15 protein-coding genes are annotated in these 16,341 nt (G+C 63.6%); 9 read left to right on the top strand and 6 right to left on the bottom strand.

All coding sequences use genetic code 11. From position 1 onward, the window contains the following. The first annotated feature begins 113 nt into the window (after positions 1-113). Positions 114-314: a cold-shock protein gene (locus ACFXS9_RS39560; protein ID WP_392698764.1), complete on the top strand. Its 201-nt coding sequence runs from the start codon at positions 114-116 to the stop codon at positions 312-314. A gap of 148 nt (positions 315-462) precedes the next feature. Here the strand turns inward: ACFXS9_RS39560 and ACFXS9_RS39555 are convergent, their stop codons facing one another. Further along, positions 463-1,008: a hypothetical protein gene (locus ACFXS9_RS39555; RefSeq protein ID WP_392700260.1), complete on the bottom strand. Its 546-nt coding sequence runs from the start codon at positions 1,006-1,008 to the stop codon at positions 463-465. A gap of 373 nt (positions 1,009-1,381) precedes the next feature. Between ACFXS9_RS39555 and putA the strand changes: the two genes are divergently transcribed. From putA to ACFXS9_RS39540, 3 genes are all read left to right on the top strand, one after another. Then, positions 1,382-4,393: a bifunctional proline dehydrogenase/L-glutamate gamma-semialdehyde dehydrogenase PutA gene (gene putA / locus ACFXS9_RS39550; protein WP_392698762.1), complete on the top strand. Its 3,012-nt coding sequence runs from the start codon at positions 1,382-1,384 to the stop codon at positions 4,391-4,393. Positions 4,394-4,501: 108 nt separating this feature from the next. Continuing rightward, on the top strand, positions 4,502-5,707 hold the full coding sequence (locus ACFXS9_RS39545; RefSeq protein ID WP_392698761.1) for a CaiB/BaiF CoA transferase family protein: 1,206 nt from the start codon (positions 4,502-4,504) through the stop codon (positions 5,705-5,707). A gap of 11 nt (positions 5,708-5,718) precedes the next feature. Continuing rightward, on the top strand, positions 5,719-6,366 hold the full coding sequence (locus ACFXS9_RS39540) for a glutathione S-transferase family protein (RefSeq protein WP_392698759.1): 648 nt from the start codon (positions 5,719-5,721) through the stop codon (positions 6,364-6,366). Between the two features lie 25 nt (positions 6,367-6,391). Here ACFXS9_RS39540 and ACFXS9_RS39535 read toward each other — a convergent pair whose 3' ends face one another. After that, positions 6,392-7,894, bottom strand: coding sequence for a hypothetical protein (locus ACFXS9_RS39535; protein ID WP_392698757.1), 1,503 nt, complete (start codon positions 7,892-7,894; stop codon positions 6,392-6,394). Positions 7,895-7,984: 90 nt separating this feature from the next. Next, positions 7,985-8,986, bottom strand: a complete 1,002-nt coding sequence (locus tag ACFXS9_RS39530) for a hypothetical protein (RefSeq protein WP_392698756.1) — start codon at positions 8,984-8,986, stop codon at positions 7,985-7,987. Between the two features lie 241 nt (positions 8,987-9,227). Between ACFXS9_RS39530 and ACFXS9_RS39525 the strand changes: the two genes are divergently transcribed. Beyond that, positions 9,228-9,602, top strand: a complete 375-nt coding sequence (locus ACFXS9_RS39525; protein ID WP_392698755.1) for a Crp/Fnr family transcriptional regulator — start codon at positions 9,228-9,230, stop codon at positions 9,600-9,602. After that, positions 9,599-10,408: an MBL fold metallo-hydrolase gene (locus tag ACFXS9_RS39520; RefSeq protein WP_392698753.1), complete on the top strand. Its 810-nt coding sequence runs from the start codon at positions 9,599-9,601 to the stop codon at positions 10,406-10,408. Before ACFXS9_RS39525 ends, ACFXS9_RS39520 begins: the two co-directional genes overlap by 4 nt. 379 nt (positions 10,409-10,787) lie before the next feature. On the opposite strand, the gene ACFXS9_RS39515 is transcribed toward ACFXS9_RS39520, so the two are convergent. The 3 genes from ACFXS9_RS39515 to ACFXS9_RS39505 are packed head-to-tail and all read right to left on the bottom strand — an operon-like array spanning position 10,788 to position 12,807. Continuing rightward, positions 10,788-11,285 carry a TPM domain-containing protein gene (locus ACFXS9_RS39515; RefSeq protein WP_392698752.1) on the bottom strand — a complete coding sequence of 166 codons (498 nt, stop codon included), beginning with the start codon at positions 11,283-11,285 and terminating at the stop codon, positions 10,788-10,790. Between the two features lie 2 nt (positions 11,286-11,287). Continuing rightward, complete coding sequence (locus ACFXS9_RS39510; protein ID WP_392698750.1) at positions 11,288-12,178, bottom strand: TPM domain-containing protein; 891 nt, start codon at positions 12,176-12,178, stop codon at positions 11,288-11,290. A 20-nt stretch (positions 12,179-12,198) separates the two neighbouring features. Beyond that, positions 12,199-12,807, bottom strand: a complete 609-nt coding sequence (locus ACFXS9_RS39505; RefSeq protein ID WP_392698748.1) for a LemA family protein — start codon at positions 12,805-12,807, stop codon at positions 12,199-12,201. Positions 12,808-12,971: 164 nt separating this feature from the next. Here ACFXS9_RS39505 and ACFXS9_RS39500 point away from each other — a divergent pair, with 164 nt between their 5' ends. From ACFXS9_RS39500 to ACFXS9_RS39490, 3 genes are read left to right on the top strand one after another with little or no spacing between them, the layout of a single operon-like run. Then, positions 12,972-13,823: an enoyl-CoA hydratase gene (locus ACFXS9_RS39500; RefSeq protein ID WP_392698747.1), complete on the top strand. Its 852-nt coding sequence runs from the start codon at positions 12,972-12,974 to the stop codon at positions 13,821-13,823. Positions 13,824-13,845: 22 nt separating this feature from the next. Next, positions 13,846-14,979, top strand: coding sequence for an acyl-CoA dehydrogenase family protein (locus ACFXS9_RS39495; protein WP_392698745.1), 1,134 nt, complete (start codon positions 13,846-13,848; stop codon positions 14,977-14,979). A gap of 13 nt (positions 14,980-14,992) precedes the next feature. Continuing rightward, the gene (locus tag ACFXS9_RS39490; protein WP_392698744.1) at positions 14,993-16,189 is read left to right on the top strand and encodes an acyl-CoA dehydrogenase family protein; all 1,197 of its coding nucleotides are present in this window, start codon (positions 14,993-14,995) and stop codon (positions 16,187-16,189) included. Positions 16,190-16,341: the final 152 nt, after the last annotated feature.

Raw genomic sequence — 16,341 nt, 5'->3', positions numbered from 1 at the left:
CCGTTTACGCTACCCAGCCTGCCCCAACCCGCGTATCCTCATGCCTCGGGCATGCCGGTTAGTGCGGGGACCGGCGGCTCGATTATTTTTTTGATTCCGCGGAGACGACGTGAATGGCTAAAGGTACGGTAAAGTGGTTCAACCCGACCAAGGGATACGGGTTTATCCAACCCGCAAGCGGCGGCAAGGACGTGTTCGTTCATATTTCGGCAGTTGAGAAAGCTGGTCTTTCGACACTCAATGAAGGGCAGACCGTCGAATACGAAGAGATCGCCAACCGCGGCAAAACTTCGGCCGAGAACCTCAAGGTTTAGCGCGACCACGCAATCGGCAACGGCGCACTCTCGGAGTTAGATCCGGGAGTAGGGCTTAAGAAACTTCTCGAAAACTGTGAGCGTTCGGCGGAGCGGGCACCGCTTCTGCACGCACGATGGTTGGATCGTTGCGCGAAAAACCGGCCGCTCAATCTTCCGTGACCCACTTCTGAACCGTCATCACGTCGGGTGGCTGCAGGTAGCCGCGCGGCCAGAGATCGACGACCCATTCGACCTTGGTGGCGCGATCGACCAGCACCGCGGTGTTGTGCGGTGTCTGCAATACCAGCGTATTGCCGCGATAGCGCGGATCGCCGATCGCGTGATGCTTCAACAGGCCCCACTCCTGCAGCACCAGCAAAAGGCTGGTGGTGTTGCGGGTGGTATCCCAGCAATCGTAATTGTGCTTGTCGTCGAAGTAGCGGAAGTCCGCCTTCGCCACGCGCTTGTTGGTGCCGATGATCGGCCCCATGCGGCGATCGAACCACACCACCGCCTTCTGCACCGCCGCCCGTTCGGCCGCAGCCGAGGCGCGGCCCGCTTGCATGATCTGCGTCAACGCACTGCGGTCGCCGGCCGTGAAATCGAGGGTCTCACGGCGCCGGCAGACGAAGCCGTAGCACACGGTCATGGATTTGGCTGACGGCGGATAGATCGAAACCGAGCTGTAGAGGTTAGCGACCTCGGCACTCATCTCGACCGCTCTCGCCGGCAGCGCTGCAAACAGCGCGGCGAGGAGCACGCTAAACGCGGCCGCGAAGCTGGTCCGCGTTCGGCTTCCCTGTATCGGCGGAGTGGCGCCTCTCATGATCCCTGCTGTTCCCAAGCGACGGCGTGCCTGACGATTAGCGCGGCTCCTGCACGCTGCCAACCAGCAAGCCCGCGATCTGTGGATCAGGCCGCGGAAATTCCGGCCGCTGTGTTTTCCATGCGCCAGTCGGTTCCGCCGGCGCCTCCATCGCTGGCGCAATTGAGGGACTTGCGGGCCTGTTCCGCCCATCCCGGCCCCGTTAGACTGGCCGAAGCCAAGAGAAATCCGATGCTAGAAATCCCATGCTAGAAATCCCATGCTGATTCCTCCGTCGCCGCTTCCACCCTTCAGCGCGCCCTACGCACCCGATGACCGCGCGATGGCCACCCGCCTGCTCCAGGCCGCGCGGCTGGACGCGGCGCAGGAGCGGCGCATCGATCGCGCAGCGACTGCGCTGATCAAGGCCATCAGGGCCAATGACGATCCGCTGGGCGGGGTCGAGGACATGCTGCGCGAGTTCGCGCTGTCGACCAAGGAGGGGCTTGCGCTGATGGTGCTGGCGGAAGCGCTGTTGCGGGTCCCGGACGCCCGCACCGCCGACCAGTTCATCGAGGACAAGCTCGGCCAGGGTGACTTCATCCATCATGAAACCAGGTCGAGCGCCTTCCTGGTCAACGCCTCGGCGTGGGCGCTCGGCATGTCGGCCCGCGTGATCCAGCCCGGCGAGACCCCGCAGGGCACCATCGGGCGGCTGACCAAGCGGCTGGGCGCGCCCGCGGTGCGGGCGGCAACGCGGCAGGCGATGCGACTGATGGGCAATCATTTCGTGCTCGGCGAGACCATCGAGGCGGCGCTGTCGCGGGCGCAACCGCATTCCGCGCGCCAGCAACGCTACTCCTTCGACATGCTCGGCGAAGGCGCCCGCACTGCCGATGACGCCGCGCGCTACTTCACTTCCTATGCCAGCGCCATCGAGGCGATCGGCCGCACGGCCGATGACCGTCCCCTGCCCGACCGGCCCGGCATCTCGGTCAAGCTCTCGGCATTGCACCCGCGCTTCGAGGCAGTGAGCCAAGCGCGGGTGATGGACGAACTGGTCCCGCGGCTGATCGATCTTGCCAGGCAAGCCAAAGCCTACGACCTCAATTTCACCGTCGATGCCGAGGAAGCGGACCGGCTGGAATTGTCACTCGACGTGATAGCGGCAGCCTTCGCCGATCCGTCGCTCGCCGGCTGGGACGGATTTGGGCTGGCGATCCAGGCCTATCAGAAGCGCGCTTCCGATGTGATCGATTACGTCGTTCGTCTCGCACGCGGCCTCGACCGCAAAATGATGGTGCGGCTGGTCAAGGGCGCCTATTGGGATACCGAGATCAAGCGCGCGCAGGAACGCGGGCTCGACGGCTATCCTGTATTCACCCGCAAGGCGATGACGGACCTGAACTACGTTGCCTGCGCAAAACAATTGCTGGCGCTGCGGCCGCGGATATTTCCGCAGTTCGCCACCCACAATGCGCTGACGGTCGCGACCATCCTCGAACTGGCAACGGAGCAGAGCGGATTCGAATTCCAACGCCTGCACGGCATGGGCGAGGCCCTCTACGCAAAGCTGGGCGAGGACCGTCCCGATATCGCTCATCGCACCTACGCGCCGGTCGGCAGCCACCGCGACCTCCTGGCCTATCTGGTGCGGCGATTACTAGAGAACGGCGCCAACTCATCCTTTGTCGCGCTCGCCGCCGACGAGGCGGTGCCGGTCTCGCAATTGCTGCGGCGCCCCGCTGATATCGTCGGCAGCGCCGACCATGCCAGACATCCGAATATCCCGCTGCCGCGCGACCTCTATGGGCCGCAACGAAAAAACTCCCGAGGAATCGAATTCGGTGAACGCGCGGCGTTGAGCAAACTCGTCTCGGCCATCGCTGCGGAACGACTGCCCGCATCCGGAAGCATTGCGGACGCGACGGAGATGGAGGCGAATGCGGCGGTATCGGCCGCACGGGCCGGCTTCACGACTTGGAGCAGAACACCGGCCAAGACACGCGCAGCGGTACTGAGAACGGCCGCTGATCTGTTGGAATCCCGCGCGGCGCATTTCATCGCACTGCTGCAACGCGAGGGCCGCAAGACGCTGGACGATTCGGTATCGGAAGTCCGCGAAGCTGTGGACTTCTGCCGCTACTATGCGGCGCAGGGACGCGAGCTGTTTGGCGAAGGCAAGCCGCTGCCGGGCCCAACCGGCGAGAGCAATATGCTGCGTCTGCGCGGCCGCGGCGTCTTCGTCGCGATCTCGCCGTGGAATTTTCCACTGGCGATCTTCCTCGGACAGGTCGCGGCGGCATTGATGGCGGGCAACGCGGTCGTTGCGAAGCCGGCCGAACAGACGCCGCTGATTGCGGCTGAAGCCATCAGGCTGTTGCACCAAGCCGGCGTGCCGGCATCAGCGCTGCATTTGGTGGCGGGCGACGGCCGGATCGGCGGTGCGCTGGTGGCGCATCCCGAGATCGCCGGCGTCGTCTTTACCGGCTCGACCGAGGTGGCGCGCACGATCAATCGCGCGCTCGCCGGCAAGGACGGCCCGATCGTGCCACTGATCGCCGAGACCGGCGGCATCAACGCGATGATCGTCGACGCCACCGCGCTGCCCGAACAGGTCGCCGACGACGTCGTGACCTCGGCCTTCCGCTCCGCCGGCCAGCGCTGCTCGGCACTGCGGCTGTTGTTCCTGCAGGACGACGTCGCCGACCGCGTGATCGAGATGATCGCGGGCGCGGCGCGCGAACTCGTCATCGGCGACCCCTGCGATCCAGCCACGCATATCGGACCGGTGATCGACGCCGAGGCCAAGCAGCGGCTGGACGCGCATATCGAACGGATGAAGAAAGAAGCCCGGGTGCACTTTGCGGGTCAAGCACCACAAGGCAATTACGTCGCGCCGCATATTTTTGAACTGTCCGATGCTGGCCAGCTCACGGAAGAAGTCTTCGGCCCGGTGCTGCACGTGGTGCGCTATCGCACCGACCGGTTTGACGAGGTGCTGCAATCGGTCGAGCGCTCCGGCTATGGGCTCACCCTCGGCATCCATTCCCGGATCGACGATACGGTGGAAGACACCATCGAGCGCCTGCAGGTCGGCAATATCTACGTCAACCGCAACATGATCGGCGCCGTCGTCGGCGTGCAGCCGTTCGGCGGCCACGGGCTATCCGGCACCGGGCCCAAGGCCGGCGGGCCGCATTATCTGGCGCGTTTTGCAACCGAGCAGACGGTGACCATCAACACGGCGGCTGCCGGCGGAAATGCAGCACTGATGTCTGGCGGCGAGTAGTTGCATCGCCCACCCCACATGGGCCAAATGGCATCCGAATTTCAGCTTTCGCTGGCGGTAATTCCGACCCACGAAAAAAATCAACAAGCCACACGGAGCGGCGGCACTATGGAAAAGGGTATCTTCGACGGCCTCAAGGTTCTGGATTGCGCGAGCTTCATCGCCGCGCCCGCGGCCGCCACCGTGCTGTCGGATTTCGGCGCCGACGTGATCAAGATCGAGCCGCCCGGCGCCGGCGATCCCTATCGCAACCTGCCGAATTTGCCGGGTTACCCGCACAGCGAGCACAATTTTGCGTGGATGCTGGAGGCGCGCAACAAGCGGAGCCTTGCGCTCGATCTCTCAAAGCCCGAGGGACAGGCGGTGCTGCATCGCCTCGCCGGCCAGGCCGACGTCTTCATCACCAACTACCCGCCGCAGGTGCGCCAACGGCTCGGCATCACCCACGAGCATCTGGCACCCCATAACGAGCGCCTGATCTACGCCTCGTTCACCGGCTATGGCGAGAAGGGCGAGGAAGCCAACAAGCCCGGGTTCGACTCCAATGCCTATTGGGCGCGCTCCGGCCTGATGGACCTGGTGCGGGCGGACGAACATACGACGCCGGCACGCTCGATCGCCGGCATGGGCGACCACCCATGCGCGATGGCATTCTACGGCGCGATCGTCACAGCGCTCTACAAGCGCGAGCGCACCGGCAAGGGATCGCATGTCAGCTCCAACCTGATGGCCAACGGCGTCTGGGCCGCTTCGGTGCTGGCGCAAGCCAAACTGGTCGGCGCGAAATTCGGCGAACGCCGCCCGCGCGAGCGCGCGTTGAATGCGGTGACGAACCACTACCAGTGCAAGGACGGACGCTGGCTGATCCTCTCCCTGCTCAACGAGGACCGGCAATGGCCGACGCTGGCGCGCTGCCTGGGCCGCGACGATCTCGTCACCGATCCCCGTTTCGAGACCAAGAAGGACCGTCATGCGCGGTCGGTCGAATTGATCAAGATTTTCGATGAGACCTTTGCGACCAAGGACCTTGCCGAATGGCGCAAGATTCTCGACGGCAATGGTCTCGTATTCGGCGTCGTCGGCATTCTCGATGACATTCCGAACGACAAGCAGATGATCGAAAACGAGGTGCTGGTGCCGTTCGAGAACGACACCATGCTGACCGTCAACAGCCCGATCTGGATCGACGGCAGCCGCAAGGTTCAGCCGCGCAAGCCGCCAGCCATCGGCGAGCACAGCGATGAAATTCTGCGTAACGCCGGTTATGATGAGGCAGCAATCAAAGCGCTGCGCTCGGCCGACGCAGTGGCGTAGGTCGAAAAGCCATGCCCAGATATCGACTGCACTACTTCCCCGAATCGGGAAACAGCTACAAGCTCGCGCTGATGCTCACTCTGTGCGGGCAGACATTCGAGCCGGTCTGGACCGATTTCGGCGGTGGCGTCACGCGCACGCCGGAATGGCGGCGCGACGTCAACGCGATGGGTGAAATTCCCGTGATCGAGGTCGACGGCGAACGGCTTACCCAAACCGCGCCGATCCTGCTCAAGCTGGCAAAGCAATTCGGCCGGTTCGACGGCGAGACCGAGCAGGAACAGTTCGAATTGCTGCGCTGGCTGTTCTGGGACAACCACAAGCTCACCGGCTACATGGCGACGTACCGCTATTTCCGAACCTTCACGCCGAAGCCGGACGAGCACGTGCTGAAACATTTCCGCAGGCGGCTCGACGATTTCCTGTCGATCCTCGAACAGCACATGCAGAAGAATTCATTTGCAATCGGCGAACGGCCGACGGTGGCCGACATATCGATGATGGCCTATCTGCATTATCCCGCAGACGAGACCGGGTATGATTGGGCGGTGAGCCATCCCGCGATCAACGCCTGGCTCGGGCGGATGGCGCAACTGCCCGGCTGGAAATCAGCATATGATCTGCTACCCGGCAAGCGCCTGACGCACTACGCCAAATGACCCTCGATGCTCAGTACGCGTACCTTTAGCGGCTTTTGACGAAGCACATGCCGATGCGCGAGATCTTGCCGGCGGCTTGACAGGTCAGCCCTTCGGCGCAGGTCCAGTCGCGGAAGCTCGTGTCATTGTTGGCGGCTGGCTTGCCCTGAACATAGCAATGCGCGCCCCAGCCGTCGTAGTAGTTGGTGCCGGCGAGTTCGGTGCTGCCGCGCAACTGCGGACGGCTCGCGAAGCCGCGCGAATAATCCGGCGGCTTGCCGTCGCGCAGGCTTGCGAGAATATCGCGGCGGCGGACCTGGTCGCCGAAGAACTGCGGCGATGCCGGCACGACGGTTGTATTCGAAGGCTTGTCAGCCATCCAGTCAACGCCGGGGAAATGAAAGCCACCGATGCCGCGCGTCTGATGGCAGCCGGAGCAGGTCACGTCGTTGAGGCGCCGTTCGAACCCGGCAAGCGAGCGGATATTCTGCAACTTCGCGCCGCTTTCCGTGGCCTTCCTTAACGCCGTCACCACGTCAGCCTCGCTGAACACGGCGCCCTCTCCTTGCACCAGCCCGAATTCCGGCTCCAGATCTGACGGATCGAATCCGACCGGCGTTGGCGCAATCGCGCCGCTCGCGAGGAATTTTTCCGGGATCAGCACGGTGCCACGATCGAACGCGACGAGATTGACGGGATCGAGCAGCCATGCCCTGAACTCGCGCTTGAGGCCATCGTCCGCCAGAAGGCGCGCACGGTCGATCTGGTTCTCCAGCGGCGATTCCACGAACGCCCGCGCTTGCCGGTCGTAGCGAAACACCTTCAGGAGATAATCAGTACGGAAGTCGCGAACCGAGGATTTCGGCGCGTGCGCGATCTGGAGATTGGTCTCGATGCGGTCGATATTCTGATAGTCGATCAGATCGAGCGGGCCATCGCTCGCCGACGGCGCTCCGCCGAGCCAGCGCCTGGCAATTTCGGAACATGCGATCGCCGCCCCCTCGCCTCTTGCCTTCAGCACGAGGTTCAACGTCATGGGCAGCCGCGGCGGCGACGCATCGTCACCCGCCGCCTTGTTGACCCGCGTCAGGCGGTAAATCAGGCGTATCTCGCCGCAGCTTGCTTCCGCCGTGAAAGTGCGGTCCATGCGATTGACGATGCCGGCCAGCACGAATCGCGTCTCTGCCGAATAGAGCAGCGTGCGGTCGAACAATTGGAAATCGAAGCCCTCGCCGACGCTGATCGTTTCCTTTGAAAGGCTCGCGTGATGCCGCGCGATATAGCGATCGAACTCGCGGTCGATCGCCTGCCGGACCGCCGCCATCGATGGCAGGGCGAACAACTCGCTGTTCGCAAGCGGGATGTCCGCCGACCGCTCCGGCACCAGCATGCGGTCGAGGCGAAATTTTCCGCCATCGAGCTCGCGCAACGTCGCGGGATCGGTGATGGCGGCGCCGCGCTCAAGCGCCGCATCTTGTGCCCCGCGCGCCGACAAAGCGCCACACAGCAGAGCAAGCAAAATGGCGAGAAATCGTGGCGCGCGGCTCATGTCGCAACTAACACCGCGCAAAGAGGTCTATTCAAGAAAAAAGGCGCTTCACATCGCCGTGAAGCGCCTTGCTGTTCGCTTGTCGTGCCGTTATCGCGCGACGATCAGGCCCTTGCTGGTCACGACCACCCAGCGGCCGTCCTGCTTGCGAATGGCCTCGACCCGGCCGAGACCGGGCACGGGATCGCCGGCATAGACCTCATACATGCCGCGGCGGCCCTCGATCAGTGCGCTGCCATTGGCGGCATCGCGCAACACCCAGCCTTCGACGGTCGGCAGCCGGGCGACTTCAGGCTTGGGCGGAGCCGCGGGCGCTGCGGCGGCAAGCTGCTGCGGCACCGAGCCGGTCACTTCCTTCGCAGGGGCCGGCGCGGCCGCAGCGGTCGTTGCGGAGGCCTGGGCTGCGCGGAGCTTATCGACGGTCTCGCTGAGCTTGGCGAGTTTAGCGGCGGGCTCAGCCTGGGCCTTTTCGACTTTGTCGAGGCGATCGCTGGCCTTGCTGAGCTGGCCTGTCGTCGTCTTGGACGTCTGCTCCAGGCTCGCCTTCAGTGCACCGATCTCGGCATCGAGCCGCGCCACCGAGGCTTCGAGCGCGCTGTCTTTCGCCGAGGCCACGGCCGAATCTCCGGCCATCAACTTTCCAATGCCCGTGGTCGCCAACGCGCCACCGAGCGCACCGGCCACGGTCGCCAGGGCCACGACGGCGGCCATGGCCCCGATCCTGCGCTTGCCGGACGATGCCTCCGCCGGCGCGGCCTTCGCCTCAGTGCCGACGCGGTCGCCAGGCGACATGATCGTCACATTGCGGGGGAAGCTCGGCGCTTCCGGCTTTACGGCGTCGATCTTGGGAGCCTCGACCTTTGGTGTCTCGACTTTTGGCGTCTCAACCTTTGGCGCTTCCATGTTGACGGCGTCCACCTTGGGCGCGTCTGGCTTCGGGGCGGTCTCTTCCTGCTCGGGCGCCAGCCTCACGGGCTCGACCTCAGCCGCGGCGGCCACCGGCTCGCTCGGCGCCGGTTTGTCCGGTGCGGCCGGCCCGGCCCCAAGGGTTCCGGTCTCACCGCTGGTGGGCTGGGATTGCTGATCGCTCACAGTTGGATTCTCCAGAATTGATTGACCATTTGGTAACTTTTATTGCTTGCCAAATCGTTACCGGCTCGGGCCTTACCGAAATTTTAGGAACTCATCCGGTCCGGTTTTGGCCTGATACACGTCAGCCATCCCGGTCCAGCCTCTCCTATGCTGCCCTGCGGCATCCGTGGTTCCGTTTGCGCCGGCTCCTTTCCCGACTAACATGGACGCAACCGACCAGCCAGAAAGGCAGGGGGCCACCATGACCATCGAGAAATGCATCAAAGAGTTTGATGTAGATGACGTCATTTTTGAGGAAGGCTCGACCGGGCGGGAACTGTTCGTCGTGCTCGACGGCAAGGTCGAGATCGCCAAGATGAACGGTGCCAGCAAGACCATCATCGTCACGCTCGGCAAGGGCGAGTTCTTCGGCGAGATGGCGGTCATCGACGGCTCGGCGCGTTCGGCAACGGCCATTGCGGCCACCCCACACACCCGCGTGATGCGCATAAATCACGCCCGCTTCGTCTACCTGGTGAGCCAGCAGCCTGCCTTTGCGCTGATGATCATGGATGCACTCAGCAAGCGCCTGCGGGCCTCCAACACGGTCGCCTTCCGAACCGCGGGCGGTTCATGAGCGAGCGCAGACCAAGCCCGTTCAAGACGCTGCTCGAGAGCGACCTCTGTACGCTGATCCAGGCCGCCGAAGACGTCTACCAGGTCCGCTTCAAGAACCGTGCGGCGAACGCCTATCTGGTCCGCGGGACCTCGCGCACCATCCTGATCGATGTCGGGCTATCCTCGAACTATCCGCACCTGCTGACGTCTCTCAATCACATCGGGGTGAAGCCCAATGATATCGATATGGTGGTGCTGAGCCACGAGCATCTCGACCACATCGGCGCGGCCTATCATTTCCACGGCCGCGCCTTCATCGCCGCGCACAGGCTCGCCGCCAACAAGATCATGCTGCGCGACGACTTCTCAATGCTGCGCAAGATGTTCAACGAGCCGAACGTGCCGATCAATATCGATCTCTGGCTGGAAGAAGGCAATCTGATCGACCTCGGCAATTTCCGCCTCAATGTGATGCATACGCCAGGCCATACCTCGGCCTGCATCACGCTGTTTGACCAGGACAAGGGACTGTTGTTCGCCTCCGATACGCTGATGCCCGGCGGCGTGATGGGCGGAGTGTTCGGCTCGGGCAGCATTGCCGACTACATCCAGTCGCTGGAGCGGCTGAAGGGCCTGAACTCAAAGATCCTGCTGTCGGGCCACGGACGGTTGTCCGACACGCCGCAGGAGGATGTGCGGATCGCGATCCAGCGCTCGCATGGATTGTTGTCGGACACCGCGCAATTATTCGACGCGCTGGATGCACGAGCGAATTTCGAGCCGATCATGCAGTCGGTGCGCGACCTCAACAAGCTCGACGACTGACTCGTCATTGCGAGCGCCAGCGGCTTGTCCGCCATAGCTCAAAGAGGGAAGGCGGAAGCAATCCATTGCGCGATGCGGCGAGAGAAGGCCCATTGCTGAAGCAGCCTGCCGCCGCGCCCATTTGAATCGCACAATGTCGAGCAGTTCGCTCACCGCTCAAGAAAAAGGCCGGCGGGCGTTACGCCGCCGACCCTGTCTTGCAACTGCCGGCTCGCGGGTCCGGTTCCGCTGCTTTGCATTCCGCTTACTACATTATCGGTAACACCCAGCGCCGGCTGATGCGATTGCATGCAGGTATGGCCAACCCGTCCAGAGGTAGCCTCACACTATGGAAACGGATGGCGCCAACTATCCATTGGTTTAGGGCAGTGGGCATGAGTTACATCACCACCGGCGCATCCGGGAGTTCATTCGCCCCGCCGCGCGCCTTCGGAAAATGCGTCGCCAACTCGCGCGACACCGCCGTGACACCCTTGATCACACCGCGTTCGAAATCCCCTGCCCTGAAATCCGCTTCCATTTCCTTGCAGATCGTCTCCCATCCCTCAGCGCCGACCTTGGCGTTGATGCCGCGGTCGGCGACGACCTCGACGTCGTGATCGGCGAGCAAGAGATAGATCAACACGCCGTTATTGTCGGCGGTGTCCCATATCCGCAAATGCGAAAAGACGTCCAGCGCCCGCTCACGCGCCGGCTGGTCGCGAAACAGCGGCGCGCCGTCGAGCGCGCCTTCGACCACGAAACGGACCTCCCCGGAATGAGTTGCCTCGCCCGCCTTGATCGCCTGTTCGATCCTCGCCAAGACGGCTGGCGGGAAATCGCGGCGGCGGCGCCAGTGATGCTGGAGAAGATGCCTGATGATACGTCCGATGCTCATGCCTACCAGCTCCCCGATGCACCGCCGCCGCCAAAGCTGCCACCGCCACCGCGGAACCCGCTGTCGCTGGAGCTGCTACCGCCGGACCAGGAGCCGCCGCTGCCGCCGACCCATCCACTGTCCCTGCCGCGGCGTCCCACGCTTGGGCCCATCGAGCCCATGTTCTGGACGAGGAAACTTACGACGAACGCGATAAAGCCGATGAGGATCGCCGCTGCGAACGATCCCGCAATGAACCAGCCGAAGACGCCTACGATGCCACCGGTCGCCGCCGCGCCGATGAATCGGCCGAGCACCGCCCTCAGCACCGCGCCGACAATGAAAACCAAGACGAGGATAAATGGATTGAACGGGTCGACATAGTTGGACAGGCCGGGACTTTGCCAGTGTGGCGGTTCCGGCTCCGGCAGTTTCTCGCCATTGGCGACCGCGATCATCCTGATAACGCCTGCCGAAACACCACCGGCGAAATCGCCGCTCTTGAATTTTGGCGTGATATCCTCGTCGATGATGCGCTTGGTGGTGGCATCCGTCAGCGCGCCCTCGAGGCCGTAGCCGACCTCGATCCGCAAACGGCGATCGTTCTTGGCGATCACGAGAAGCGCGCCGTCGTCGATTTTCTTGCGGCCGATCTTCCAGGCTTCCGCGACGCGGAGCGCGAATTGCTCGATGGCCTCGCCGTCCGTCGTCGGCACGATCAGCACCGCGATCTGGCTGCCCTTTCGCGCCTCGAGATCCCTAAGCTGCTGCGTCAGCGCGGCGACGTCGCCGGCGGTGAGCGTGCCGGTCTGGTCAACAACCCGCCCGCTCAAGGGCGGCACCGCGACGAGCGCCAAGGCTGACGCAGCCCAGCACAGCAGTAGCGCAAGAAGGGACGCTCTCGCAGCGTTCATCGCAGTGGCCTTTTCAGCCGCTACTTGGCGGGCGCCGGTGTCGGGTTGAAGTCCACCTTCGGCGCCGTCGAGATCGCCTTCTCGTTCTCGACCGCAAAAGCCGGCTTTTCCTGGTAGCCGAACGCCATCGCCGTGAGATTGTTCGGGAAGGTGCGGATGCCGACATTGTAGTCCTGCACCGCCTTGATATAGCGGTTGCGCGCCACCGTGATGCGGTTCTCAGTGCCTTCGAGCTGCGCCATCAGGTCGCGAAACAGCGCATCCGATTTGAGCTGCGGATAATTTTCGGTGACGACCAGCAGCCGCGACAGCGCGCTCGTGAGTTCGCTTTGGGCGGACTGGAATTTCTGGAACGCAGCGGGATCGTTCAGCACCTCCGGCGTGGCCTGGATGCTGCCGACCTTGGCGCGGGCATTGGTGACGCCGAGCAGCACGTCTTTCTCCTGCTGCGCAAAGCCTTTTACGGAATTGACGAGATTGGGCACCAGATCAGCCCGGCGCTGGTACTGGTTGACCACTTCTGACCACCCCGACTTGACCCGCTCGTCATTGGTCTGGATGGCGTTGTAGCCGCAATTGGTCAGGCTCAGCGTCGCCAGCGCCGCCAGTACAGTCCAAAGTCTGCGCATCGAACTCTCCCAAAAAGAAAGTTCAACGCCAACCCATCTGATTGGTTGCGTCTGGCATGCAAGGCGCGAGCCTGCTTCAGGCTCATTTTGCAGCCCAATGGCCCTTGCCTATCATTCGCCGAAACAACAACATGGCCCGATAATAATAATTGAGGGAGGGCCGATTGACCGCTTTCGAAACCATCATCGTGGAGCGGCCGGAGCCGCGCATTGCGCGGATCGTGATGAACCGGCCCGAGGCCCGCAACGCGCAGAACCTGCAGATGACCTACGATCTCAACACCGCCTTTGATCAGGCGGTGCAGGACGACGCGGTCAAGGTCATCGTTCTCGCCGGCAACGGCCCGCATTTTTCGTCAGGGCATGACCTGCGCCCCGGGCCTAAGAATACTGCCGGCGTGGATTTTCCGCCGGTCGGAAATTGGGGCGGGTTCGCCGAACCCAACGCCCACGGCCGCTTTGCGCGCGAGCAGGAAATCTATCTGCAGATCACGCGGCGCTGGCGCAACCTCGCAAAGCCGACGATTGCCGAAGTGCATGGCAAATGCATCGCCGGCGGATTGATGCTGGCGTGGGCCTGCGACCTCATCGTCGCAAGCGATGACGCCGAGTTCTGCGATCCCGTGGTCACCATGGGCGTCTGCGGCGTCGAATGGTTCGTGCATCCCTGGGAGCTGGGCCCGCGCAAGGCCAAGGAATTGCTGTTCACCGCCGACGTCTGGAGTGCGCAGGAAGCCCACCGGCTCGGCATGGTCAACCACGTGGTGCCGCGGGACGAGCTTTCCCCCTTCGTGATGAAGCTTGCTGAAAGGATCGCCGCAAAACCGTCCTTCGCGCTGAAGCTGACCAAGGAAGCGGTCAACCGCTCGGTCGATGTGATGGGACAGCCCGCGGCGATCGAACAGGCATTCGCGCTGCATCAGCTCTGCCACGCGCATAATCTTCAGGAATTCGGCATGATCGTGGATCCCTCAGGTCTTCACCCCTCCGTCCGGAAGCCGGCGCAGGCCAGCTAAGAAAAAGGCAAAAGCAAATCAGATGGACCTCAACCTGAGCGACGAGCAGCGATTGCTGCGCGAAAGTGCCGACCGCTTCGTCAACGAGACTTACACCGCCGATTACCGCCGCACGATCGCGACCGACCCGCTCGGCTTCAGCATGGATATCTGGAAGCAGTTCGCCGATCTCGGCTGGCTGGCGCTGGCGATCCCGGAGGCCCATGGCGGCCTCGGTGGCGGCGCGATCGAGATCGGTATCCTGATGGAAGCGTTCGGACGCGGCCTTGTCTCCGAACCTTATCTCTCCACCGTCGTCATCGGCACCTCGCTGATCTCGGAGTGCGGCACGGAAACGCAGAAGCAGGCGCTATTGCCGAAAATTGCCGATGGTTCACTGATTCTGGCATTCGCGCATTCCGAACGACAGGCGCGCTACGACCTTGCCAAGGTGGCTACGACAGCGAAGAGAACACCTGACGGCTGGCGTATCGACGGACAGAAGACCGCCGTCCTCGATGGCGGCGCCGCCGCGCAGATCATCGTCTCGGCTCGCATCGATGACAGCAAGATCGGTCTGTTCATGGTGCCGCGAGGCGTCTTCGGCCTCGCCTCACGCGACTTCCCCCGCCTCGGTGGCGGCCGGGCCTGCAACCTCGAACTCAGGGATGTGCAGCTTTCCGCCGATGCCCTGCTCGGCGACGGCAGCGACGCGCTGCCGGCGATCGAAGTCGTGGTCGACCGCGCCATGGCTGCCCTCGGTGCCGAAGCCGTCGGTATCATGCAGACCCTGCTCGACCAGACGCTGGAATACACCAAAATCCGAAAACAGTTCGGCCGGCCGCTCTCGGCCAACCAGGTGATCCGTCATCGCCTCGCCGACATGGCCATGCAATGCGACGAGGCGCGCTCGATGGCTCTGCGCGCCGCGCTGATGGCCGATGCCGAACCGGTCGCGCGCAGCCGCGCCGCCTCGGGTGCCAAAGCCAAGATCGGCAAATGCGCGCGCTTCGTCGCCGAACAGTCCGTCCAGCTTCACGGCGCGATGGGCGTTACCGAAGAGCTGGACATCGGCTCCTACTTCAAGCGGCTGCTCGCCTTCGAGATGCTGTTCGGCGGCAGCGCCCATCATTATCGCCGTCACGCCGCCCTCGGTGGACGAGCCGTTGAGGCCTGAAAGGAACATACCCATGGATCTCACCTTCAGCGCCGACGAGCGCGCCTTCGAACAGGAAGTGCGCGACTTCATCGCGGCCAGCCTGACGCCGGAGATCAAGCGCGCCACCGCGCTGACGCCTTCGGTGTTCTCCGATCCTGATATCGGCATGGCCTGGCAGCGCGCGCTGCACAAGAAGGGCTGGGGCGCGCCGGGCTGGCCGGTGGAATATGGCGGGCCGGACTGGACGCCGGCGCAACGCTGGATTTTTGAGGCCGAATGCGCCCGCGCCGGCGTGCCCAATGTGAACGTGATGGGCGTCAAGATGGTCGGCCCGGTCATCATCGGCTTCGGCTCGCCCGAGCAGAAGAATTTTTATCTGCCGCGGATTCTCTCGGGCGAGGATTACTGGTGCCAGGGCTATTCCGAGCCGGGCTCAGGCTCCGACCTCGCCTCGCTGAAGACCCGAGCCGCGCGCGACGGCGACGACTACATCATCAACGGCACCAAGATCTGGACCACGCACGCCCACCACGCCAACCAGATGTTCGCGCTGGTGCGCACCAACGAGACCGAGCGGCAGCAGGACGGCATCTCCTTCATCCTGATCGACATGAAGACCCCGGGCATTACGACGCGGCCGATCCTGACCATCGGCGGCGACCACGAAGTCAACCAGGTGTTTTTCGACGACGTGCGCGTGCCCGTCGCCAACCGCGTCGGCGAGGAAGGCAAGGGCTGGACCTACGGCAAATATCTGCTCGAGTTCGAGCGCGGCTCCGGCATCGCCTCGGCCAAGCTGCGCGATGCGCTGAAGACGATTTCGGAGCTTGCCGAATCTGACGCGACCGGCCGCGCCGTCGACGATCCCGATATCGCGGTGCGGATGTCGGAGATCGAGATTGATATCGACGCGCTCGAGATGACGGAATTACGCGTGCTGTCGGCGCTGCAGACCGGGCAAAATCCCGGCGCGGTGTCGTCGCTCTTAAAACTGCGCGTCAGCGAAATCCGCCAGGCGGTGACGCGGCTCGGCGTCGACGTGATCGGCAATGACGGGCTCTATGTCGAGCCAATGCGGCCGCTCTACCGGCTCAACGAGGCGCCGGGAATCCCCGAGGAGTTGCTTTCCGTCGTGCCGGAATATCTCAACGGCCGGGCGTACACGATCTTCGGCGGCTCGTCGGAGATCCAGCGCGATATCGTCGCGAAGATGGTGTTGGGGCTGTAGCCCGTCTCGCTTACCCTACCCTGGAGGGGAGGGGTCGACGCGCGTGCAACGCGCGGCGGGGTGGGGTGACGGTCCCTCCACGTCCAACAGTGCCCGAGTGGGGAGATCACCCCACCCCGTCACGCATCTCGCGATGCGTGCCGACCCCTCCC

Source organism: Bradyrhizobium sp. RDI18, assembly GCF_043203335.1.
GTDB lineage: Bacteria > Pseudomonadota > Alphaproteobacteria > Rhizobiales > Xanthobacteraceae > Bradyrhizobium > Bradyrhizobium retamae.
The sequence above is the reverse complement of the archived record's forward strand: the minus strand, read 5'-3'. Positions and strand labels throughout refer to the sequence as shown.

Bases quoted from the DNA above. Each gene is read 5' to 3' on its own strand.
- ACFXS9_RS39560 (WP_392698764.1), top strand. From the start codon at position 114: ATGGCTAAAGGTACGGTAAAGTGGTTCAACCCGACCAAGGGATACGGG.
- ACFXS9_RS39555 (WP_392700260.1), bottom strand. From the start codon at position 1,008: ATGAGTGCCGAGGTCGCTAACCTCTACAGCTCGGTTTCGATCTATCCG.
- putA (WP_392698762.1), top strand. From the start codon at position 1,382: ATGCTGATTCCTCCGTCGCCGCTTCCACCCTTCAGCGCGCCCTACGCA.
- ACFXS9_RS39545 (WP_392698761.1), top strand. From the start codon at position 4,502: ATGGAAAAGGGTATCTTCGACGGCCTCAAGGTTCTGGATTGCGCGAGC.
- ACFXS9_RS39540 (WP_392698759.1), top strand. From the start codon at position 5,719: ATGCCCAGATATCGACTGCACTACTTCCCCGAATCGGGAAACAGCTAC.
- ACFXS9_RS39535 (WP_392698757.1), bottom strand. From the start codon at position 7,894: ATGAGCCGCGCGCCACGATTTCTCGCCATTTTGCTTGCTCTGCTGTGT.
- ACFXS9_RS39525 (WP_392698755.1), top strand. From the start codon at position 9,228: ATGACCATCGAGAAATGCATCAAAGAGTTTGATGTAGATGACGTCATT.
- ACFXS9_RS39520 (WP_392698753.1), top strand. From the start codon at position 9,599: ATGAGCGAGCGCAGACCAAGCCCGTTCAAGACGCTGCTCGAGAGCGAC.
- ACFXS9_RS39515 (WP_392698752.1), bottom strand. From the start codon at position 11,285: ATGAGCATCGGACGTATCATCAGGCATCTTCTCCAGCATCACTGGCGC.
- ACFXS9_RS39510 (WP_392698750.1), bottom strand. From the start codon at position 12,178: ATGAACGCTGCGAGAGCGTCCCTTCTTGCGCTACTGCTGTGCTGGGCT.
- ACFXS9_RS39505 (WP_392698748.1), bottom strand. From the start codon at position 12,807: ATGCGCAGACTTTGGACTGTACTGGCGGCGCTGGCGACGCTGAGCCTG.
- ACFXS9_RS39495 (WP_392698745.1), top strand. From the start codon at position 13,846: ATGGACCTCAACCTGAGCGACGAGCAGCGATTGCTGCGCGAAAGTGCC.
- ACFXS9_RS39490 (WP_392698744.1), top strand. From the start codon at position 14,993: ATGGATCTCACCTTCAGCGCCGACGAGCGCGCCTTCGAACAGGAAGTG.